We start from the raw sequence: 23,837 nt of genomic DNA, 5'->3' as shown, positions 1-23,837 counted from the left end.
GCCTTCACCGAGCGACCACGACGGCGCCGCTCGCCTGCTGCTTCCTCCCACGTCGCAAGGCCCGCCAACCTGGGCCACAGCGTTTCCATAGATGAATTTGATGTCTCCCACATTCGGCCATTGGCGTTTCCGAATCACACTCGCATTGTTCGCGGCAATGCTCGGACAATCCGTGAATCGGACGGCAGTCTTTGCCCAGCAACCTCCCGAGCAACTCACCGAGTTCCTGGAACTGAACTGCACCTACTGTCACGATGCAGACACTCGGGAAGGTGACTTGGACCTGGATTCGTTGACATTGGAACTGGTTGGGCAATCATCAAAGACAATTCGCCAGTAAGACTCACCAACGCGGCTCACTGCAAATACTGATGCACGCAAGTGATCGCCAACGCCCCGTCACCCACCGCGAACGCACACCGCTTGGTCGTTCCGCTGCGAACATCACCGCAAGCGAACACACCCGGGCTGGTCGTTTCCAATTCGCATGGCGTGCGTCCTTCCGGCAGTTTGTCGTGGTGATGGATCATCGGACCCGTCATCACAAAGCCGCGGTCGTCCAAAGCCACCGAATCAGGTAACCATTCGGTGTGAGGCTTCGCACCGACAAAGATGAACGCCGATGGACATTCCAACGTCGCGCGTTCTTCGGTTTGGTTGTTTCGAATTTCAACGCGTTCCAAATGCTTGTCACCCGCCATCTCGCAGATCTCGGTGTGACACATCACTTCAATGTTCGATTGTTTTTCGATCCGATCCGCCAAGTAACTCGACATGCCTTTGCGAAGATCGTTCCCGCGAAGAAGCAAACGGACGTCATTGGCATGTTGCGACAAAAACATTGCTGCTTGCCCGGCCGAGTTTCCGCCTCCGACCACGACCGCGGTCGATTCTCGGCACAGTCTCGCCTCGACGGATGTGGCGGAGTAATACACCCCCATGCCTTCATACCGTTCGCAAGCGTCCAGAGGCAATCGTTGATAGGACGCACCAGTCGCGATCAAAACGGTGCGTGTTCGAACCTTTTGGCCGGTGCAAAAGCTGACGACGTGAACACCCTTGTCGTCTCGCACGATCGACGCGACAGAAACCGGTGCGGTGAACTGTGCCCCAAACTTCAACGCTTGCAGATACCCGCGATTGGCCAGATCTGCACCGGTCAAACCCGAGGGAAACCCCATGTAGTTTTCAATTCGCGAACTTTGTCCTGCTTGGCCGCCCGGTCCCATTCGATCAACAACCAATGTCCGCAAACCTTCGGATGCTCCATAAACCGCCGCGGCCAAACCAGCTGGTCCCGCGCCGACGATCAACACATCGTAAAGCTCATCAGGAATGTCGCGACAAATCCCCAAACACTCGGCAACATCGGCGAGCGATGGTTTGCGGACCACACGCTTGCCGCATCCCAACACCGGAGTTTCGTTCTCGGCAACATCCCACTCGCGCAGCAACTCCTTGCCCGCGTCGGTGTCCGTGTCAAACAGAGTGTGAGGAACTTTGTTCTTGTAGAAGAACTCTTGCAGGTGCATCGTCTCTTTCGAATGACTCGATCCCGCCAAACGAATCCCCAAAAATCCAGACGCTTCCAACCGTGCGCGACGCAGCTGAAACGCATCGAGCAATTTGTCGCTCAAACTTGGGATTTCACCCAGCATGCGGCGGATACGACAGGCCGTCACTTCGATCGTTTCACAATCACCCCTGGCAACCGCGCTGATCACCGCGGGACGTCCGGTGAGCAAATCGACATCACCGGCGAACGAATTGGCCTCGTGCAGAGCGACCTCGCGAGGTTCGCCGTGAGAATGATCCAAGATACTGACCGCACCCGATCTGATCGCGAAAAAAGAATAATCCATTTCGCCGAGATCAAACAGTTGCTCGCCATCGGAGAACTGGCGAACAGTTCCAATGTCTTCCAGACACGCCAACTCTTCCTCGGTCAAACGAGGAAACGCTGCGTTGTCAGACGATTCGTGAAGCATGGATGTGATCCGAACGGATGAAGAGCTTTTGATTCGCCCCAGTAGACCAAATCTCGACCGATTAGAATCCCCGCCGCAGAACCGGGCAATCATCTCAATTTTGACTGCGTGACTCTGCAAACCGAGGGTCAAACAATCTGCGTCATCTCATGGATTTGAATGCCTTCAACTGCTCCTTCGGTTGCCGCACCGAAATCCTTGAGCGGCTGGCCGGCGGAGTGTTGCTGCCACAGTTCACGCGATTCCCAGTTTTCATAAAACATAAAATGAGCCGGGTTTTCGTTGTCTTGGTGCAAGTCGTAATTCAAGCAGCCTTCTTCCTTCAGCGTCGGAGGAATCAGCTTTAGCAATTCGCTTTTGACGAGTTCGACTTGGTCTTCTTTCGCGTTTATATGCGCAACGATGGTCAGATTTGCCATGAGAATCCAATCAGGGTTTGAAATTTTCACCGACGGACAATCCGCGGTGCAGGAGAGATTTTCAGCCGCCGACTTCGGCCAACCTTTTCGCGAAGGCTTCGTAAGGCAGCGTGTTGGCGACATCCGCCGCGGTCAGTCCGCCACGGCGTGCTTGTCGGATGCCATACCGCATCACCCACAAACCATCGGTGACGTGTGCGTCGGTGTTGATCACAATCGGAATGCCGCGTTTCTTGGCCGCCGACAAGTGCACATCGTTCAAATCCAACCGAGCCGGATTCGCATTCAGTTCTAGAAACTTGTTGTTCTCTTTCGCGGCTTGCATCACCGCATCCATGTCCACGTCGTAGGCCTCACGGCGATTCAAGATTCGACCGGTTGGGTGAGCGATGCAGTCGACGTGCGGGTTTTCAATCGCTCCCAAAATCCGATCGGTGATTTGGTCTCGTGGCTGTTTCTGACCATAGTGAACACTGCCGAGAATCCAGTCGCCCTGTTCCAACACCTCATCGGGTAAATCCATGCCACCGGCCTCGAGGATGTCGCACTCGATGCCCTTCAAAATCACCAAGCGACCTTCGTACTTCGGACGGATCTCGTCGATGATCTCCCATTGCTTCAGCAAACGTTCGGCGTCCAGTCCGCCGGCCATCGTGACACGTTTGCTGTGATCCGTGATCGCGATGTATTTCAATCCTCGCTCGATCGCCGCATCGGCCATCTCGGCAATCGTGTTTTGACCATCCGTTGCCGATGTGTGCATGTGCAAGTCACCCAGCACATCATCGGTGTCGATCAGATTTGGCAATGAGTCGGATTTGGCCCAATCGAATTCGTTTCGATCCTCACGCAACTCCGGTGCAATCCATGGCAAACCGATCGACTGATAAACGTCCTCTTCCGTCGCACCGGCCACACGAGATTCATCATCGAGTTTGAAGACACCGTACTCGTTGATCTTTAACCCGTGATCCTTCGCGATTCGCCGCACGTGAATGTTGTGAGCTTGACTGCCGGTGAAGTACTGCAGAGCGGCGCCAAACTCCTCTGCATCGACCAACCGCATGTCGACTTGGAAGGCTTTGCCAACTCGAATCGACATCTTCGTATCGCCACTTCCGATGACAGAAACCAATCCAGGAAAATTCGCGAGGTGATCCATTGCCGCTTCTCGGTCGGATGCGACGGCTAGCAAATCCAAATCGCCGACCGTGTCGCGACCTCGTCGATAGCTGCCTGCCCACTCCATCTGCTCGATCGCATCGCACACTTGCATGTGCTTGCCAATCTCTCGAGTCAGGTCATCCGCCTTGGACCAGTAAATGCGTTCCGAAGCGGCTTTCGCAATCGCCATCCCGTCCAGAATCGCGGCCTCGGTTTTTTTGGCAAAACCTTTCAGACTTGCCACACGGCCTTCGCGGCACGCGGCTGCCAAATCTTCCAGTGATTCAATCCCCAATTCTTCGCGAAGCTTGCTGGCCTTTTTCGCCCCCAGTCCCGGAATTCGAGACATTTGGATGACGACCTCAGGAACGGCTTCGCGGAGTTCTTCCAGCTGAGGTAGCGAGCCGGTTTCGAGCAGAACCTTCGTTTTTTCCGCGATCGTTTTGCCGATTCCCGGCAACTTGGACAGATCCCGCTCGGGGTCCGAGGCCAAATTCGCGATCGGTTCGTCAAGGTCGCGGATCGCGCGAGCACCGTTTTGATAGGCGCGAATACGGAATGGATTTTCACCCCGAAACTCGAGCAGCTCAGCGAGCTCTTCGAAGACGGCGGCAACGGCGGAATTGTCCATGGGAACGATTCGAACAAAGGCTTCTCGGGCGGTCAACAGAAGCCATCATTCGACGCCGGAGACGCTTTTCTTGCAATGGTGTGGCCAGCTCATGGTCACCTTGGTTCCTGATTGCCCATCGGATTCCATTTGCAACGATCCCGACAACGCATCAATCACCAACGTCGCCACCGTCAATCCCAATCCGGCCCCATCGCGTCGATCTTTTCCCGTTCCGAGACACTCAAACGGTTCGCAGATTTTTTCCGCGTACTGGGTGTCAAACCCAACACCGTTGTCTTGAATGGCAACCGATGTGACGTCACTCGTTTTGCTAATTGCGACGATCACCTGCAGCGGTCTTCGTTCCGCCTTGAAAATCAATGCATTGCGAAGCAGTTGCGTCATCGGAATTTCCATCAATTCACGCAGCACGCACGTCTTTGTGTCGCCTTGAATTGTCAAAGCGGCAACATCGCCGCCGATGCGTTGCCAAATATCAGCGATCAATTCCGCAACGCTGTATTCGTCCCCACCATAACGTTGGCTGGGATCCTTCGACGTCGAGTGCAACAACTCGAGACACTTCATGTGCAACGACACCATTTGGGTCAATTGCTGCATGCGTTCGGCAGCTGTGCGAACGGTTTGCAGTGAACGACGCGCGTCATCCAGATCCAAAGGCTCCGTCAACGCTTCATCGACAAACCCTGAAAAGAACGCCACGTGCCGTGTCGGTGCACTCAAGTCGTGCATCAAACGTCGCAAATACTTCGTGTTGATGACCGGGCCGGACGATTCCTCTGACGACTCCGTCAAAGAGTGAACGGTTGATCCATCGGACAGGGGTTCAAGAGACATGTTTAGCACTCCGGCGAATCAGGGTTTCTTTCCAAGCTTCTGACAAACTTTGGCATCCAGCCAACCGAAGATCCGCCATCGCGTCGCGAGGTTTTGCAAACAAAATATTGTTGGCCACATCGACGGTGAACTCAGGGTGAGGCCGCTGAATCAACTTCAACGTTTGGCCGGCCTGCACTTTCCCACTATGCAATACCCGCATGTACCATCCGGTCCGCCGCGTTGCTTGTACTCGCACCGCCAACTTAGGGAGGCCCCAACGCTGAGACAACTTCCAACACGGCTCTCGAGGCTGTGAAACTTGCAGGCGCAGACCATCAGCATTCGCAGATTGGCACTCAAAAACGTCGCCAATGCAGACTTCTGACTCGAGCAATCCGGCAAGAGTCAGGTTTTCACCAAACGCACCGGATCCCCAATTGATCTCAGAAAATTCATCTTTCCAAAATGAATAATGTGATTCGCAGTAGCCCAAAACTGCCTTGTCGACTCCGCCGTGATGGACCTTGTCCGCCTGTTCGTCTCCTTCGAGTCCCAATTCAGCAACGGGAACAGGTCCGGATACAACACTTTTTTCGATCGCGGAATTCCAGGGTCGATCTGGATCGCCATCTTTGAGAAAAGTCCGGCATGCCCCAATCTGAACAGAAACAATTCGCAACGAATCGCTCATCGCGAGCCCCCTCTTGCACACGGCAACAATCATTGTCGGTAATCTGTCCGGCAACCCACCTTGGACGTGATGCCCTTCGCCCAATAGCTTGGCCCTATCCTACCGTTTGATCCCTTCCTCTTCGATCCGTCTACTGCCATGAATCCCAATCCCGACCGTGACCCAACCCAATTGAGATCTCATCGTTGGTTCGGCCGTGACGACTTACGTTCCTTTGGCCACCGTTCTCGCCTGAAAGGAATGGGTTTCGACGACATTGACTATCGTGACCGCCCCGTTGTCGCGATTCTGAATACTTGGAGCGAACTGAACACTTGCCACTCACATTTTCGCGATCGAGCCGATGAAGTTCGCCGCGGCATCTTGCAATCCGGCGGTTTTCCCGTCGAAGTGCCGGTGATGTCGCTTGGTGAAATGATGATGAAACCCACGACGATGCTTTATCGCAACTTGCTCGCGATGGAAGTCGAAGAAGTCTTGCGGTGCCATCCGATCGACGCGGCGGTATTGATGGGTGGATGCGACAAAACAGTTCCCGCCATGTTGATGGGCGCGATCAGTGCGGACATCCCCAGCCTCTTTCTGCCCGCCGGTGCGATGCTGCGTGCTCGTTGGAAAGATCAAACGCTCGGCAGCGGCAGCGACGCGTGGAAGTATTGGGACCAACGTCTCGCAGGCAACCTTTGTGATCGAGATTGGAACCAAGTCGAAAACTGCATCGCCGCATCAGCCGGCACTTGCATGACGATGGGAACGGCCAGCACGATGGCCTGTGTCGCCGAAGCGATGGGATGGACACTTCCATCCGCAGCCACCATCCCCGCCGTGATGGCCGACCACTCACGACTCGCCGTCGCAACAGGTCGCCGTGCCGTTGAAATGGCGTGGGAACAACTCAAACCCAGCGAGTTCTTCAACTCACGCAGCATCGACAATGGACTGACCACGTCGCTGGCCATCGGCGGCAGCACCAATGCAATTGTCCACTTGATCGCCATCGCGGGCCGGCTCGGCGAAACACTCACGCTCGATCGCTTCGACGAACTCTCTCGGCAAACGCCCGTTCTCGGTGACCTGCGTCCCGGCGGCCGTTTCCTGATGCAAGACTTCTTCGAAGCCGGCGGACTGCCCGCGCTCCTGCAGCGTCTTCGCGACCTGCTGAATCTGGATTGTAAAACCGTCGCGGGATCAACACTCGGTGAACAAATTGCCGAAGCCGAAGTCCACGACAACGAAGTCATCCGGACTCGTGAAAACCCGGTCTCTCCAGCGGGAGGTGTCTGTTTGCTGCGTGGCAACCTGGCCCCGTCGGGCTGCGTGATCAAATCCATCGCGGCCAGCAAAAAGTTGCTGCACCATCGTGGCAAAGCCGTCGTGTTCAACAACTATCCGGAGATGAAAGAACGGATCAACGATCCTGATTTGGAGGTGGATGAAAACAGCGTGTTGATCCTGCGTTCGGCTGGTCCGCTGGGTGCCCCCGGTTTTCCGGAATGGGGCATGTTGCCGATTCCAAAGAAGCTATTGCAATCCGGTGTCACCGACATGGTCCGCATGAGCGACGCCCGCATGAGCGGAACCAGCTACGGAACCTGCGTGCTTCACATCGCCCCAGAAAGCGCCGCGGGAGGACCGTTGTCATTGGTCGAAACCGGCGATGAGATTGAAATCAATGTTCCCGAACGGTCCATCCACTGGCACATCGACGATGACGAATTGGCTCGTCGCAAAGCGAACCAGCCTGGCGCCGCACCCGAACCCACTCGCGGATACATGAAGCTCTATGCGAAACATGTGACCCAAGCCGACCAGGGGTGCGACTTCGACTTCCTCGCCGGACGCTCCCCCGGCGAAGAACCCGCCATCCATTGATCCAATGCGATCACAGCGAAGGAATTGACATCCCCGAACCGCCACCCGATCGAGTCATCGGCATGCGTGGGACACCAACCCGAGGTGTCGGTTTGGGGATCGAACGAGCCTGGACTTCAATTCCAAACGGTTTCTCCAGTTCCCAATTCGCAAGCTTCGCCCACGGCGTGTCGGAATGCCTGCTGGCACACTCGTTCAACATTTGAGTGGCTTGCTCAGCCAGCGCCGCACCGCGAGAGGTGCTCATTCGATATGAAGGCATGAAATTCACCATGTTCGTATCAGGTTGAATGAATTCACTCGCTGATTCACACGCCGCGATGTATTCGTGATACCGAGCCATTGCCGCCAAAGTTCTTCCGCGTGCCAAAATGAATGCGGCCCGCCAACGTTCAGTCTCTTCCCCGCGAAGCAGTTCTTGCCAATTGTGCGTCTTCGATTCCGACAACAACGCATCGAGTGACTTCAACGCGTCTTCACTCTTTGACCGCTCCCGTTTGATCCGATTACCAAATTGCGTTCGGAAAGCAGATGGCGTCAAATACATCGCGGTGAATTGCATTGGATTGATCGCAGACCGCTCGCCCATGAACAACATCCGGGGTGCAGCAAATCGCTCTTTCTCTCGCATCGTCAAATCTGCGGCCTGCACCACAAATGACCGCAGCAAACTATCGCGAGCCGACTTCCGGATGTCCGTCTCGGAACGATAACTTGGCATGTACTGACGCAATTTTTCAACGTCGTATTGATCCGAGACGCCATCATCGTAAAGCGTGAACGTTCCGCCGGTTTGCAACGCCAATCGAGTCAGTCCGTAGGGACCAAACCCCGACAACACGCGTTCACGATAGGCGGTTCCATACACTGGCAATGCAGCCACCGGTTGAACCTTCACCAATTGCAGTTCAACGTCTGCCTCATGCCAGTACGGCAAAAAGATTCGCTGAGGCACCGCCGACTCGGGACCTCGATCAACCGTCAAATAGAATTCCGCACCACCTCGTTGGCCGGACGCCCATCGCTGCAATCCTTTTTGCATTCCCATCACCGCGGTCGGCCCGAGAACATGCACCACCGCTTTGGCTTCGCGACAATTCGCAATCGTGTACTCCAGCTTTTGAACATCGTCGCCGGACTCATCCGTCAACAAAACCACCATCAATCGTTCTTTGCGTTTCGCTTTGTAACGGTAGTGGTTCAGAACGTTGTCGACCGCCGTCATCGTGTTCTCGATGCCGCTTGAATCGACGGGAACCCGCGTCATCGCGTCAATCGCATTGACACCAACCAGCGATGGAGGCGAAACCTCATTGATCCCTTTGCCAAACGCAACGACACTGCTGAACAACCGATGCCGCTCAATTCCATCCGACGTGTCAGGTCGCGACAACGCGCCGATCTCGTCATAGAACTCGCGAATTCGCCGGGCCATCCGGTCGCGGTTGAGTTGCAAGCTGATAGAAGCATCCAGCAACCAAACAACCAACGTGTCGCCTTGTTTCAGCTCACCGCGAATCGCATTTTCGATCGACTGGGTCGCCGATTCGATCCCATCGGCTGAGCCAATTTGCTGAGTTGTCGAGACGATTCGTTCGGCTGGCGCACCGACTGTTTCGGCCATCATTTTTCGAATCGATGCCAGCCGAGTCTCGGGTGTCGACTTTAGCATTTCCAACGATGAGGCCTGCAAGCCCGCTAAGGCCGGCATCAATTCGGGCAACTCAACTTCCGTCAACTCTGATGTTGACGAAGTCTCGACCGGCTCCTCTTCAAATTCGGAATCACCCAAGTCCGGCATTTCGAGCGACGCGATCGGCATCAGAGAGAATGCCGCGTCCTGTTCACCCAAATCCGCGAAACTTGCGGTGATCAATTGACCTTCGCGATCCATCCAGTCGGGAAAGACCCACAGCCCCATCACCAGCAACGCCGCGGTGTGAAAGATCATCGATATCAACCAAGGATGATCTTTCAGGTGCAATCGGATCTCTGCCAACGTGTCACGCATCAGTCGAGCACTCGAAGAGGGAATTGTTCGCTAGGAACATGCTGTTGTTTGGCGATGGCTTCGATCTTGGCCATCACATCGGGATGCGATGCGCTCACGTCGTTTGACTCTGCCAAATCCTTCGACAAGTCATACAGAGCAAACGCCGGAGGTTCGGTTTGCCCCTTCTTGAGTCGTTTGGAAAGGTCTTTGCGGATCGCTTTCCAGTTCCCCATCCGAATCGCTTGTTGACCGCTGTAACCTGGGAATTCCCAGTACAAAAATTCGTGGCTCTGTTGAGCGGCATCATCACCGTGAAGCAATGGCAAGAAGGAAATCCCATCCGTCGTGCTCGCATCCACTTCGACACCAGCCGCGTCGGTGATCGTCGGCAAGAAATCCCACCACGCACCGATCCAATCAGAAGTTCGGCCAGCCGGAACAACACCGGTTTGGCGAGCGATCATCGGCACTCGAATCCCGCCTTCATCGAGCTGCCCCTTCAATCCTTTCATGCCGGACGCCGAGTTAAAGTAGTCGCTGTCCGATCCACCCAACCGATCGTAAGTGGGACCGTTGTCCGATGTGAACATGATCAACGTGTTCTCACCCAAGCCCAATGAATCCACCAGGTCGACGACCTGGCCCACACCTTCATCCATTCGTGTCACCATCGCGGCATAACCCGCGCGTGGTCGAGGGTGTTTCAGATAACCGTGATGCTCATAGTCGGCTTCTTCGATCACGCCGTCATACGCATCGACCTCTTCCTCTGGAACTTGAATTGAAAGGTGAGGCACCGCGAATGGGAGGTAAGCGAAGAAAGGTTGCGTCTTGTCTTCGGCGACACTTTGACGGATGAATTCACAGGCTTCGTTGACAAACTGATCTTGCGAATACGTCTCGCCGTGCAACGTGCGATCATTCCCGGGCTGAACTTCTTTGACTCGGTTCCGCCACAGAAAATTCGGGTAGTGATTGTGTGCGTGACGCTGGCAATTGAAACCGTAAAACAGATCGAAGCCTTGTTCGTTTGGATCGCCCGTGGTTCCAAAATGTCCCAGGCCCCATTTTCCAAACGCACCCGTGCGATAGCCAACTGATTTCAGATATTCCGCAATCGTGACTTCATCGACGGGGAGCGGGTACTGACCGGGGAATTCAAGCTTCAGTGCTTCTCGAACCGCAGGATCAATCTTGGGATCACCGTTGTTTCGAACGTGTGCGTGACCAGGGTGCTTCCCCGTCATCAAACAACAACGACTCGGCGCGCACACCGCATTGCCGGAATAGAAATTCGTCAGCTTGATTCCCTCGGCAGCCAACTGATCCAGTCGAGGCGTCCGAATCTTGGTTTGGCCATAGCACCCCAGTTCGCCATAGCCCAAATCATCCGCAACGATCAGCACAATGTTGGGGCGCGACACGGTCGCGTCCTTTGCGTTCGGCTCTTCGGCGGAAACCGTGGTCGAATCCAAGTTGGGAACGCCCGCAACGCAGACGAGCAACAAGGCCCAACGGACCCATTTTCGAGAGGGCATCAAGACGGCTTGGTTCATGTTGTGCTTCAAGGTGTAAAAAGACTCGTGGTTCATAATCACGTCGCGAAATCTCTGGCGACGCCTTCCCGCCTGCACCCCAGTGTCACTGTTTGAAATTCGCCAGTCAAATCACGAGGCGATCTCACGCGAGATTTCATCGGAGCATCACCGCAATTCATCCCGAACGGGACTTCCGTCACCGTTGCGAACTTGCGATTTCAACGAGGGGCCGGCGCTTCTTCCGGCAGCTTCCATTCCGAAGGCGGCCAGATTTCTGGATCGGGCAATTGAGATTCCACTGCGGGGCCGACCAACGAGGGGTATCGCTGCAGTGCCTGATCAAGCCGACTTCGCACGTTCTGATTTGCCACTTCCAGTGGAGTCGTTTCATTCGGATCGTTCGTCAAATCGAACAACTCACCGGCTTTCAGCTTCCAACGATCCGAGACAACCGTTTCCGCATCCAGCAAAATCGTTCGCTCCGGTGGCGAAGCCTTCCCAGACAGGAACGGCAACAGATTGATTCCGTCCGTTTCCTCGGGCGGTGGGCTTCCCGCAGCGCCAACCATGCTTGGCAACAGATCAACGTAGCTGGTCACCGAGTCGTAGGTGATTCCCGCCGGAAGCTCGTTCGGCCAACGCATCATCGCCACAACACGCACGCCGCCCTCCCAAGTCGTGAACTTGTTCCCACGCAGGGGTTCGTTGTTGCCGCCATGCTTCGGATCGGCCCCGTTGTCACTGTGGAAAACGACCAACGTGTTTTCTCGCATCCCGTTCCGATCGATCGCATCCAAGATTCGACCGATCTGTCTATCCATCGCCGTTGTCATCGCCGCAAACGTTTGGCGAATCGAATTGCCCTTGCCTCGTTTGCCATAGTCCAACGCCTTTTCGCGTTTGGCAATTTTGCGATCCGTGTTCGGTGCGAGCTTGTTGTTGGGATCAAATCCATATTCATCGAGATCAGACCGCAAGGCTTGCAGTGGCGAGTGCGGAGCATTGAACGCCACGTAGGCATAAACCGGCCCTGCGTTCGCGTTGCGATCGATGAAATCAACAACAGCGTTGCCGACCAATTCAGTCGAGTAGCCCTCTTCGTGCACGCTGTCAAAATCGCGATGCCAATCCAACTGGCCAAAACGTTCTCGACTGAAGTAATCGATCGCTCCGTTGTAGTGGCCATAGAACTCCGTCATCCCATGGTGAAGCGGATGAAACAAAGTCGACGCCAGCCCCAGGTGCCACTTGCCAAACATTGCCCGATGATCGTAGCCCAGCTTCGACAAATGTTCCGGAGCGGTTTCGAGCTGTGGTGGCAGGCCGTGCTTCTTGGATGGCGAGACCACACCGCCCCAAATGCCGAAACGAAATGGGTACAAACCGGTCAGCACACCCGCCCGAGTCGGCGAGCAAATGGGAGTCACATAAAACCGATCGAGAGTCACTGATTCGCTGGCAAGCCGATCGATGTTGGGTGTGCGGATTTCGCTGCCATGAAAGCCAACATCATTCCATCCCAAATCATCCGCAATGATGTGCACGATGTGCGGCGGTTGGCTACCGCCATTGGTCTCTGCCGATACGTTCGCCCCAACCAAAGCAAAGCAGGTCATGATCGCGAATGGAAACGCCATTTTCAGATCGCAAGCACAATGGCTGAAGACACTTCGAATTCGATCCACCATGCCGATACCGTCTCCCACCACACCAAAACAAATCCCATTGGCCCGCCGCCAGTTCCTTTGCCCAGCAATATAGCAGCGAGACGTCGCGAGTTTCTTGATTGCCCCCAACCGATTCACCCTCCTGGCAGGAGGGTCGGGCAGTTTATCGAGGCCGCGTTTTAGTAAGATTCTGAATGAGAACCTCTCCCGAAACGAAGTTTCGGGGGAGGTCGAGCGACGCCGTCCAGGCGTACGCGAGGGAGGGGGCCGAGCATGGGAAGCGGCGCACATTACCCTCCCCCGGAAATCTCGCTGAACGCTCTCTTTCCGACCCCTCCCGCTGCGCGGGCGGGGTTCTCAAGGCTTTACCTGCACAGCATTTCAAAACTGCATCCCCAATTCACCCTCCTGGCAGGAGGGTCGAGCGAAGCGAGGGGAGGTTGAACGGTGACAGGCCAACTCGGCCTCCACCCCAGAGCACACCGGGCCCGATCCCCTTTCTCAAACAGCTCAATTCAACGTCAACTCCACCGATTCCAGGACCGGTTTGGATTCGTTGTCGGTGGTGTCTTCCAGTTTGATTTCAAACTGGAAACCAAACCCGTCCGGCAACCCAGACAAGTCCAACTCCGCCGGCGTTCGCGAAACTTGTTTAGCGAAGCCTGGGACGTGGTCGTAGCTTTCTTTGATCGTAGTCCACTCCGTCCATTGATCGATCGACTGATCTTGGTCGATGTCGACACCGACTCGAATTTGCACGCCGTCCACCCATGGCCCATCGCTGACAAAGTCCATCGCTTGCTGTGTCGCGAGATAGAACTTGCCTTCGGCAAACATGATGTCTGGATCAGGATGGCCCTTGCCAATGTTGCAGCACCAAGTGAACGGTTCATCGATGCTCTTGGAAGTGAACCAACCGACGCTCATCGATTTACTGTCCTCGGGATCGTAGTCGCAGAACAAGTAGTATTGGCCGCCGATCGAGATCGCCGCCCAATCGCCGTACGCGTCTTGTTCCGGTTCGTGAATTTGATACTTCGCGATGTTGGTTTTGAATCGCTCAGGGTTTTCCTTCAACCAGTGCGGGTGCTTGTACGTTCCGATCTTACCGGTTGGCTTGGTGCGTTCATCAATCGGTGGCGACAACGCTTTGAAATCTTGCACTCCGTCGGGACTGACCGCGTGCACTGCCAAAGGCGAATCCCATGCGTGCTTCTGAGCGTTGATGGGACTCCAGTCCTCCAAGATCAGATGAAAGCGACCGTCCAGATCACGGATGATCGCACAGTCCGATCCGTGCGTTGGGTCGTCGTACGCCATCCCTTTGTTTTCACCCGGCACACCGTCGAACAGATCGCTGTCCACGTACACATGCGGGTCCTGGTCGTTGGGGAAATCGTAGTAGAAGTATGCCTTGCCGTCCGCGAATTCTGCGGTGGTCATCCACTTGGCGAATCCTTCCGTGATCGGGCCATGGTGCACCCAGTTGACCATGTCACGACTCTGCCAAGCGTGATACCCGCCGAGGCGTTTTTTCAGTCCACCGGGTGCGTCATATTGATTGGCAAACGGAGTCGTCGTCAGCGGCATCTCGAAGCCGTCCAATGTTGCAGGTTCCGGTTGAAACGGAGTTTCCTTGGATCGGTCTTTCCGGTTTCGGCCGTTTCCATATCGACCGAACATCCAGTAGTCATTCGGCCCGAGACTCAGCATCACCGGCGCGTCACCCAAATTGACTGGGCCAAGGTTTCCCGCTGGTTCCCAGTTCAACCAATCGGCTGACTGAGTGACGACGATCGATTTGGCGGACTGTTTTGTCGGAAACGACTTCAACTCGCTCTTCAATGTCGCGTGCTTGGCCGTCGGAACCGCCTGTCCGTTCTCGACCTTGATATCAGTGCTCGATTTCAAACCAGCGGTCCACTCTTCCTGCGTTTCAATCCGCCAGGCCTCGTCGGACATTGCCGGATTCGGACAACAGACCATCACGATCAGCGAGGCGGTCAAAAACGTGCTCAACGATCGTCTCGATTTCATGGTGTGTCCTTCGCGGCGTCATCCGTACGGGTGATTGGCTTCACTTGATTGTCTTTGCCAAGATCCGTCACGGGACCAAGGCTGCTGACGTGATTGCCACTGGACAATTCCGCCAGCACAATCGGGTGTTGTGTTTCATTGGTGAGCGTGATGTCAGAGGCTCGGTAGGTCTTCGGTGCATGTTTCTCAAAGAGTGCCTCATGACCTTCGGGCACATTGGGAAAGTCAACGCTCAAGAAGTCAAATCGCAAGGCGTAGCCGACGATGATCGGACGCGGCGTTTCTTGCTCCGACGAGCTTTGCCACAGCCGGATGTCATGCCCCTTGCCTTTGATCGCCGCCAAGGGGTGATCGCCAAGCGAATGGGGAGCGGGCAGCACCTCCAAATCAATTTGCTGGCCGGAGTGCGAATCAGAATGCACGTACAACAGAGGCCCGTACGCGGCGCTCCCGCTGCAGTTTTGGATCACACCTCGCCGAGGCAACGAATACCCCTGCACGACACAGTCCAGCACTTGGCAATTGGTGACCGTGGCCTTCTTGGCCATGTACAGCTTGATCCCGCCACGAGCTTTCTTGACCACGCAATTGTCCACGGTCATCTCGCCAGCACCCTTGTACGCACGGATGCCATCTTCGATGCAATTGATCATGTGGTCTCGTGGAATCGGCAAGCCGCGCACATCTTCGGGCCATTGCAATTTGTAATCAAACCGCTTGGCCAAATCACCGTCGTCGGTTTCTGCGTAACAATCATTGCTGAGCCGCACCGTGCCCTCGACGAGCGTATTTCGAACCGTCGTGCGATTGCCGCCTTGCACAAAAATCGCGTGGCCAAAGGCTTCCATTTTGACCTGGCAACTGTCGATCACAGCATCGTTTCCCGTGATTTGAATGCCGCAGTGTTTCCTCAACCGAAGCACACTGCCGCCACCGATGCCGAACATGTTGCCGTATCCATACGGGTACGATCCACGAATGATCATCTTCATGCCAATCACTCGATTGTTGTCACCTCGGATCACCATCTCATTCATTCGGCCGTACTTGCGGCCTTGGTTGTAACTCCCGAAATCAGTCACTTCCGTTGAACCATCGGGATAGGTGTCTTCAATCGAACCGCCACGGATGGTGAGATCGTTTCCGGTCAACTGAAACAAGTTCCGCCCCGATGCCACCTCAATCGGGACATTCAGTTTGACGCCGGTCAACTCCACGTCATTGTCGGAACCGGAAAACACCAATCCCTTTCGGTCGGCGATCAAATAGTCGCCAGGCTCCATCACGATGTGTTGTCCACTTTGTTTGGCAGCCTTTCGCAATTGGTCGATCGAATCAACTCGCACGATTGGGCGTGTGGCATCCGAGTCTTCTGTTTCGACGGGCAACAACTCGTGCACGCGAAAATTGGAATAGACATGGTGGGTGCCGACCATGCGGAATCCAAAGAAGCCTTCGCGATAGACGGGGCCGCTTCCAGAATCAAGCCGCGTCAATCGCTGAACGAGCTTGCCGTCGGCATCTCGGCCTTCCAATTCGACCGAATCACCTTGCCGGAATTGATAGACGAGTTTTCCATCCAGCATGTACTGAACCACGTCGTCAAAAGCGACCAACTGAACCGTCATCTTGCGATTGGGCTGGATCAGATACCCAGGGTGGTTGTCTTGTTCGTTCAACGCGACGTGTGGGACAGGCTTTCCATTCGCTGACCGAGGGTAGCGACGCATACGAGTCGTGGTGTTCTTGCGACCACCGCTGCTGGCGTAATAGCCATGCATTTTGTCGTAGTCCGTGAACTTGCCTGAATAGCGAGAGGCATCAAACAACCCGTTTTCAGGATCCGCCGGATCAGTCGCCATCCAAAACTGATTCAAGTCCCGCGGTTCCACCCCACGAATCGCAGGATCATGGGTGGGACAAATGACGTCATAAGTGATCGCGATTCGCGTCGGCAATTTGTGTCGATACCAAACCGTGCAACCACGCCCCGGCACCAAGCAATCCAACGTCCCATCGTTCGCGCGCACCACCGCTTCCGAGAATCCTTTGCGATCCTCGATCTGGACGCCCCAGTCGTCGAGCGTTTCAAAGTCGTCCTGGGTGAGCAAGTCACCAACTCGAAAGTTCCCCACACCATAGCCAAGCACAACAGGCGATGGACCGCTCGCTGAAACGGCGTCCGATGACACAGTCGGGCTCGCCGATTCAGCACCCGCGACGAAATGATCGCTGCCAAAGAGTACGGCGACGACGAGGAACAGACGTGATGCAAACATAGGACGCTGCATGAAGAAGGGGTTTGAACCAGGCTTGGGATTTCGAAGGGGAAGCAAACGCTGCATGCCGTTCATTCCGTTGCCGTCGTTTCAACAGGGGACGCTGAGTCGCTGCACTGAACCCAGACATCTCGATGATACTTGTTGTCTTCCGCCGCCACTTGCGATTTCAGCACGCGAGACAAACGCTTCCAGTTCCCGCTCGTGTTTGAGGCGTTTTCGGCAGGACGTTCGGCCATGGCGTAACCCACCAAACGTTTCCATTTGCTGTGGTTGCGATCGAGAAAATAACCACGAACGCTGGCGAAATAATCTCGCTGTGGGTGCTGGCTCGGTAGATCCAGATCCAGCGATTGATTTTCGACAAAGAAATAGGGATCGGTAGTTAGAACATTTTGACCGGTTTCGGCGTGTTCGATTTCAAACACTGGCAGCGATCCGGGGACCGGTTTTGCAAACAACTGCATCGACACACCGTCTCGAACAACCGTCGTCATGGGGCACTGGTCCGCGTCAAAGTCCAGCAACCCATAGTCGACGTGGTCGACCAGTGATTGAGCACGCTGCATGGTTTGTGCTTTCTCGCCGACCACGAGATAACTGCGAAACCAAATGGTGGACCCAGGAACGATGCGAAGCTTCGGAATGATCTCGCAGACGTCGTAGTTGCGGAAACTGTTTTCCGGTCGAGTGGCCCAGTCTTTCCATTCCGTTTTATAGAGCGGTTCGTTCGCTCGCCAATCGCGATACAACGAGTGTTTGAATTGACAATACGTTTCGCCATTGGCTTTGCGTTCCAATTCGCGTTCCAGATGTTTGTCGCGGCCGTATACCAACGCCAGGCTCGGGCTGTCGTCCGCATCGGATTGACATGACAGATTCCAACCCGCAGTTTCGCGAACGTTGACCGTTCCGTGTTCGCTCAAGAAACCTTCTCGCTCAAGCAATTCACCTTCGGGAGAAGCGACGTACCGAAGCGGCAGACTGCTGATCCGAGTGCCGCCCCATGGTGCGTTGAGGTGATCAAAAACGACGTCCTCTCGTTGACTGAAATTGTGCACCACCCAAGTCATCTCGATCACGCCATCACCCGCGTCGCGAATTTGCGTGTAGTAGAGCAGCGGCGATCGATGCACGCTTCGGATCTGTGGAACCAAACCCCAGTTCAACATTCGAATGGCACGAGCGTCTTCGTCGATCTCGTATGCCAACAGCGGACAATACAACGACTTGAGCTCAGACGAGTTGGGAATGTACGCGCCCGAATTGTGAACAAAGAAGGTGTCACTCAGACCAAGTTCCGACAGTTGGTTTTTGACCGCCTCGACTTGCGATGAATCTTGCTCCGATTGGCGCCGGTTTGCCCGTAGCGTTTTGATGCCGTTGTACTGAGTGCACACGGCAACAAACTGCCAAACTTCATCGTTCCAAGGCGACAACTTGCCACCTGGCTTTCTCCAAGACGGAGGCAAACTTTCACCAAACGAGCCCCGCAACGAATAGATCTGCCCGCCTTTTCCCATCCGCAACTGAAACGAATCGGCGGGCGATTGCTGATGCTGCATCTCGACTTGAAAAACAGCCGCTTCATCAATCCGGTCGTCCCAAACACTTGGGCTGGGCGAATACTCGGTCTGGAAGTGTGTTTCGCCGTTGATCGAATTGACGCCAACGGTGGGAGCAGGAAACACGTCAAACCTCGGTTCAGTGGAGCGAACCGTTTGGGTTGTCCATCGCAAGTTTCGAAATTGTGGTGGCTCGCCTTTCCACCGCCGGCCGACGATTCGTGAGTGCGCCGACTCGCCCCGTCCGCTGCTGAGTCGCTCGGCGTCACTGAGTTTCAATTGCCGGATGCCGTCCCAATGAGCGAGCGACTCGCCGGCGGCATTCTCAAAATCATCAGGTGACAACGTGATCGTTTGCCAAGTCTCACCTCCTACAAGCTCGACCGCTGCTGCATGCCCATCGATCATGACCACCAACGAATTCGCTTGGTCCGATTGAACCTCCAAGACCAGCTTCGCCTCGGCGGGAGCCTTGTACTGATCAGCACTGAACTTGTTCGTCGTTCGAGCCCACTGTTCTGGCCGATAGGTGAACCATCCATGCTCCCAATCGCCCGCGAAATCTTCGATGAGTGTCGTTTGTTGCTTGGTCGCTTTGACACCCTCGGTAACCAACTGTTCCGCGTCAACCATCTGTACCACCGAAGACAGATTCACCTCGTCGGTGCGATAGGTTCGGTAGTAGTAGCCAACACCTTCCACCGATTCAGGCAGTCGGTAAGTCACGTTGGCGTAGACCCACAACGGTTTGCTCACACTGGAGATCGGCATCTTCGCGGTCCAGGCATCACCACTCTGATCGGCGGACGCATGGTGCCAAAATCGATGCACGACGTCGTCTCGATCGGCTGGCGTTTCGCCGGGCTTTCCATTTTGGGTGTAGTACACGTCGACCGACTCAATCGGCATGGACGCATCCACCTGAACCTCGGCCTTCGGAACGCCATCGGCACCGTCCCAATCCATCGTCAACTGCGGGGACTTCGGAAATTGAAAGGCGTTCTTCAGATGCTGATCGAACCAAAGCAACGTCGCCGCCTCATACGCGGGCGTGTCTTGGTGGTTGTGGTGAGGCGAGCAAGTCACCCGCCATTCGTTGCTTTGAATCTCACTGATCGAACTGGGCAGATCACCGATTCGTCCATGAAAATCATTCGCGGGACTGAGGAACATGATCGGGCATTGGATTTCTCGCAGACTCACGTCATCGCCCAGCGTCTTTCGAAACAGCTCGCTGTCGTTGTAACGATCGCTGATTCCACCGCACGACGGCGCGGCCGCTTTGACACGCGAATCCACCGCCGCCAGGACGGTCAATTTGCCGCCCATGGAATGACCGTAGACGCCCAGTCGTTCCGAGTCGACTTCCGGTTGGGATTCCAAAAACGTCAATGCTCTTCGAGCCGCCATCGCGCACAAGAACCAGCCGCTGTTTCGTGGCGATTCAACAGCGTCCAACGTCCACTCCGCTGGTTTCGCACTTGGGAACTGATTGCCACGATTTCGTGATGGAGCGTGATAGCCATCGACGACACCCCAATCCGTGGTCAGTCTGTACGCGGGATCGTCCGTTTTCTGATCCCAAAAGAGTTTCACTTCGTCAGGTGAAACCCGGTGTCCCGGTGCTGAGATCCGACCGGCCCAAGCGATTGAGATGGTTGCATAACCTCGCTTCGCATTGGCAACGCAGGCCTTGTGGTCCGCGTATTGACCACCGCCGTGGATTTGAACCAAACCCGGAAGGTTTGTGGCACCTTTGGGAGCCCCATAAACCGCCGCTAGCTTTGCTTCGTGTCCTTTGAAAACACCAATCCGAAAGCGAACGATTTTCAGGTCCACACCGTCCTCTTCCCATTCTTTCACAACCTCCACGTTCAGTGGCTCGCGTCGAGGATCAAAGCCCCGCCACATCTCCGTGAAATTCTCGGGAGCACGCCCTTCGACAACCGCCGGCAGCGTTTCTTTCGGTTGTGCCGAAGCAGGGGCAGCCCCGCACAAGACAACCATGAGAGCCAACAGCACACAACAGATTGGCACACATCGATGACGAGACCAGGACTTCATAGGATTGATGTTTGACGGGTAGAAATTTGGGGACGGAGAACAATGTTGGATCGAAAAACGTTGCTGGCGAACTATTTCGCAATCGCTCTCTTCGAATATTTCTCCGATGAATCCTTGCCGAGCCTCATGGTCGGGTAACTGACCAGGTAATCATTCTCATCAATCAGATTGAAAACGTAGTGAGTCGCACCTTCGGGCAATTCCACCTGCACACGGTCACCATCGATTTTCGCAGGCGTCCGATACCATTCCTCGTATCGTTCACCGCCGTTGTCCGTGTAGATCAGATTGGCTTTCACGACCTTCGCCCCGTGCGTTTGGAACTTCGCCCACACAATGTTTCCATCCCGTCCGTGATCCGACACCTCACAGACTTGGTCTTGACGCGGCAAGCGGCGCGAACAATTCGGGTTCAGGAATGGTGGGCTGGCGGCCGTTTCATCCAAACGCTTTTGCAGTTCCTCGTTCATGGCCGCTGCTTTCTCAGGCATTTCAGCCGCCAAGTTTTTTGCCTCCTCAATGTCCACGCGTTGGTTCCGCTCGTCATAGAGGCGGTACAACTCCAGCGGGTTGCTTCCGTCTTGCAACACATCGGACCAATTTCGAATCAGCTTGTAGCCGCCCACGCGAAGGGTGGACTGCATCGATGAGTGCGGGAAATGCCAGAACATTGAATCACGAGGCTTCCCGTCGCGATCAACGATCATGGTAGCGTCTTTCGGATCGGAAGCGAGCAACGATGACAGGTCCGCTCCATCGAGATGTTGCTGAGCCGGTTTGGATGTTCCGGTCCAGGACAAAATGGTGGGATAGAAATCCAAGCCGTTGACCATGGCGTTCGATTCCGTTCCCGGTGCGATCCCTGGGCCGCGAATGATCAATGGGACACGAACACCGCCTTCCTTGGCGTTGATTTTGCCTTTGTCGAGCGGGTAGTTGTCGGTGATGATCTCGCCCGGATGCTGCTCCATCCCACCATTGTCCGACGTGAAGATCACATACGTGTTCTCGCTCAGTCGGTGTCCCGGCCAGCGTGGGTCTTCCGTTGTCTCGAGGTAACGCAACACCTTGCCAACGTAGTGATCCAGCATCTCAACCATCGCACCGTAGAACGGATTGCGTTGTCCTTCGAGTTCCCATTTGTCTGGATCGCTCGGGAACGGAACATTCATCTTTTCGCAGTACTTCCTCAGCAACCTTTCCGATCGAGAGTGAATGGGAGCGTGCACCAGATACGTCGCGTGATACAGAAAGAATGGCTGCGACTTGGATTTGTCCATGAACTCCACCGCATTCGTAACGTTTTGGTGAAAAGGAAATCCATCCTCATCGAGTTGGTAAGGATCGTCGTCCGCTTCGCTTGCGAATCCTGACAAGCGGTCGGGACGCATTCGACGAGTCACACCACGCTCGGCAAGACTGAAATCAAACCCTTGATCCACAGGCTGCGGGAATGCAAAGTGCTCAATCGCGACGTGCCATTTTCCCGCGTGCCCGGTGCGGTACCCGTTTTCGCGAAGAGCCTCTGCGATCGTAATTTCCCTCAGCTTCATTCGGCCGCTGTACCAGGGCGATATCAGGGGCGAGTTTTTGGCGTGCGGCGACGGCGGCGCACCTCCAACCACATGCGTTTTCTGAGTCCGCGCGGGATGTTTGCCTGACAGAATCGCAGCCCTCGATGGGGCGCACGTTGGCGCCGGCGAATACGCTTGCCGGAACAAAACACCCTGCTGGCTCAGTCGATCGATGTTGGGTGTCTCATAAGGACACGGTTCATCGATGTCGTAGCAGCCGACATCTTGCCACCCCAAGTCATCCGCCAAAAGCAACACCACGTTCGGCTTCTCTGGCCGATCTTGCGAGAACGCCGGAGCAGCGAAACCAGCCGCACAGAGAAAGGTGCACGTGACCAATGCCAGAGTCGTCAGCAAGCGAGACATGAGACTTCACCGCAGATTTGAAGGAGGGGAGATGAAGGGAATACCTTATCTGATCTGAGCGACCGCATACGGTGATTCAAAGGCTCATGAACTCGACGGTCCAATGCGACGCAGCAAAAACGTTTTGCGACACCAATGTCCAGCTCACCAACCGCAATTCGCCGCAGTGGACTAGCCGACGACCATGCAGGCTGGAAAGCGGACCCATCCGCGATCTCGCCAACCGACTCATTTGGTGCAGCGACACGCTCCCGGAAAGGCAGGGTATCTTGTGGCTGCTTCACCAAAATGGAGCCTCGGCTCTAGTGCGTCAAATATCCGATGAACGATACCGCCACTGCAACGAATGATTCATGCCAACTGACAAATCACTAGGCGACGGCGTGTACTTCGATCGCGACGCTTACCCCGGCATTGTGCGTCGGTCGGTTGCAATGATGATCGATGCAGTGCTTCTGTCGTTGATTGGATTGGCCAATTGGCTTTTGCTCTTGCTCGTGTTTTATGCATTGGAGTTCACGACAACCCCAGACACACTGCACCTCGTCATGTTTCTGACCATCATTTGGTTTTACATGACGGTTGTGAAACGATCTCGATTTGGCACTGTGGGGTACTGGCTTTGCGGAATTCGGATCATCGATTTACGCGGCAACCGACCGTCGCTGACGAGGATGACCTTCCGGCTGGTGATGTGGACTTTTGGTCCGTTCAATTTCATCGTTGACTTGATCTGGCTGGGTGCCGACTCCGAACAGCAAACCTTGCGTGACTGCTATTGCGGTACATACGTCGTGCGATCCACCGCGCAACCGCAGGGCACCGCCGCGTTGCACCTGACCCGCTACTTCGCGACCGGACTCGCGCCGTCCTACCCACGCGTTGTCCGTCCCAGGAAGTTTGCATGATGTCTCTCTCAATCCGAGACCTGACCATTGAAGACGGTTCTGAGGCCGTCAAGTTGAACGAAGCGGTCGTCGCACTCACCAGTCCAATGGATGCCGTACGATACGCAACGCTCTGCTTCCACACTTCAACAGGGATCATTCCCGTCGGCACTCGACAGTTGGACAGTGGAAAAACCGTTTCCATGCAAATACGGTCGCTCGTTGAGTAACGTTTCCCAACCGAATGACCTCAGAACGCCCGACCGCCTTCGCACTCGAG

The 23,837-nt window shown here is 55.2% G+C and carries 16 protein-coding genes; 4 read left to right on the top strand and 12 right to left on the bottom strand.

The genetic code is table 11. The features are described 5' to 3' along the window. Positions 1 to 100: 100 nt before the first annotated feature. Complete coding sequence (locus RB_RS02995) at positions 101 to 340, top strand: c-type cytochrome domain-containing protein (protein WP_164921423.1); 240 nt, start codon at positions 101 to 103, stop codon at positions 338 to 340. 16 nt (positions 341 to 356) lie between these two features. Here the strand turns inward: RB_RS02995 and RB_RS02990 are convergent, their stop codons facing one another. The 5 genes from RB_RS02990 to RB_RS02970 form a co-directional block, all read right to left on the bottom strand. Further along, on the bottom strand, positions 357 to 1,988 hold the full coding sequence (locus RB_RS02990; protein WP_164921422.1) for an FAD-dependent oxidoreductase: 1,632 nt from the start codon (positions 1,986 to 1,988) through the stop codon (positions 357 to 359). A 128-nt stretch (positions 1,989 to 2,116) separates the two neighbouring features. Next, a complete protein-coding gene (locus RB_RS02985; protein WP_164921421.1) occupies positions 2,117 to 2,407 on the bottom strand; it encodes a putative quinol monooxygenase in 291 nt (96 codons plus the stop codon). 61 nt (positions 2,408 to 2,468) lie between these two features. Then, positions 2,469 to 4,202 (bottom strand): DNA polymerase/3'-5' exonuclease PolX, encoded by a 1,734-nt coding sequence (gene polX, locus RB_RS02980; protein ID WP_231846156.1) that lies wholly within the window; start codon positions 4,200 to 4,202, stop codon positions 2,469 to 2,471. 45 nt (positions 4,203 to 4,247) lie between these two features. After that, positions 4,248 to 5,042, bottom strand: a complete 795-nt coding sequence (locus tag RB_RS02975) for an ATP-binding protein (protein WP_164921420.1) — start codon at positions 5,040 to 5,042, stop codon at positions 4,248 to 4,250. Further along, the gene (locus tag RB_RS02970; protein WP_007325294.1) at positions 5,032 to 5,715 is read right to left on the bottom strand and encodes an MOSC domain-containing protein; all 684 of its coding nucleotides are present in this window, start codon (positions 5,713 to 5,715) and stop codon (positions 5,032 to 5,034) included. Before RB_RS02970 ends, RB_RS02975 begins: the two co-directional genes overlap by 11 nt. A 138-nt stretch (positions 5,716 to 5,853) precedes the next feature. Here RB_RS02970 and RB_RS02965 point away from each other — a divergent pair, with 138 nt between their 5' ends. Beyond that, positions 5,854 to 7,587 (top strand): IlvD/Edd family dehydratase, encoded by a 1,734-nt coding sequence (locus RB_RS02965; RefSeq protein WP_011118389.1) that lies wholly within the window; start codon positions 5,854 to 5,856, stop codon positions 7,585 to 7,587. Positions 7,588 to 7,597: 10 nt separating this feature from the next. On the opposite strand, the gene RB_RS02960 is transcribed toward RB_RS02965, so the two are convergent. From RB_RS02960 to RB_RS02925, 7 genes are all read right to left on the bottom strand, one after another. Then, entirely contained in the window at positions 7,598 to 9,598 is a 2,001-nt protein-coding gene (locus tag RB_RS02960; protein WP_011118388.1) for a vWA domain-containing protein, read from the bottom strand. Next, positions 9,598 to 11,172, bottom strand: coding sequence for an arylsulfatase (locus RB_RS02955; protein WP_164921419.1), 1,575 nt, complete (start codon positions 11,170 to 11,172; stop codon positions 9,598 to 9,600). The genes RB_RS02960 and RB_RS02955 overlap by 1 nt, the downstream gene beginning before the upstream one ends. Positions 11,173 to 11,336: 164 nt before the next feature. Further along, complete coding sequence (locus tag RB_RS02950) at positions 11,337 to 12,755, bottom strand: arylsulfatase B (RefSeq protein ID WP_164921418.1); 1,419 nt, start codon at positions 12,753 to 12,755, stop codon at positions 11,337 to 11,339. Between the two features lie 540 nt (positions 12,756 to 13,295). After that, the gene (locus RB_RS02940; protein WP_011118384.1) at positions 13,296 to 14,822 is read right to left on the bottom strand and encodes a glycoside hydrolase family protein; all 1,527 of its coding nucleotides are present in this window, start codon (positions 14,820 to 14,822) and stop codon (positions 13,296 to 13,298) included. Next, a complete protein-coding gene (locus RB_RS02935; protein ID WP_011118383.1) occupies positions 14,819 to 17,176 on the bottom strand; it encodes a DUF6250 domain-containing protein in 2,358 nt (785 codons plus the stop codon). Before RB_RS02935 ends, RB_RS02940 begins: the two co-directional genes overlap by 4 nt. After that, on the bottom strand, positions 17,173 to 20,730 hold the full coding sequence (locus RB_RS02930; protein WP_011118382.1) for a dienelactone hydrolase family protein: 3,558 nt from the start codon (positions 20,728 to 20,730) through the stop codon (positions 17,173 to 17,175). The genes RB_RS02935 and RB_RS02930 overlap by 4 nt, the downstream gene beginning before the upstream one ends. Positions 20,731 to 20,801: 71 nt before the next feature. Beyond that, a complete protein-coding gene (locus tag RB_RS02925) occupies positions 20,802 to 22,670 on the bottom strand; it encodes a sulfatase (RefSeq protein WP_011118381.1) in 1,869 nt (622 codons plus the stop codon). 353 nt (positions 22,671 to 23,023) lie between these two features. Between RB_RS02925 and RB_RS02920 the strand changes: the two genes are divergently transcribed. Both RB_RS02920 and RB_RS02915 read left to right on the top strand, forming a co-directional pair. Next, positions 23,024 to 23,578 (top strand): RDD family protein, encoded by a 555-nt coding sequence (locus tag RB_RS02920; protein ID WP_007335808.1) that lies wholly within the window; start codon positions 23,024 to 23,026, stop codon positions 23,576 to 23,578. Next, positions 23,575 to 23,787, top strand: a complete 213-nt coding sequence (locus RB_RS02915) for a hypothetical protein (RefSeq protein WP_164921416.1) — start codon at positions 23,575 to 23,577, stop codon at positions 23,785 to 23,787. Before RB_RS02920 ends, RB_RS02915 begins: the two co-directional genes overlap by 4 nt. Positions 23,788 to 23,837: the final 50 nt, after the last annotated feature.

Origin of the sequence: Rhodopirellula baltica SH 1, from assembly GCF_000196115.1 — a bacterium.
In the GTDB taxonomy this organism is placed as follows: Bacteria; Planctomycetota; Planctomycetia; order Pirellulales; family Pirellulaceae; genus Rhodopirellula; species Rhodopirellula baltica.
The sequence above is the reverse complement of the archived record's forward strand: the minus strand, read 5'-3'. Positions and strand labels throughout refer to the sequence as shown.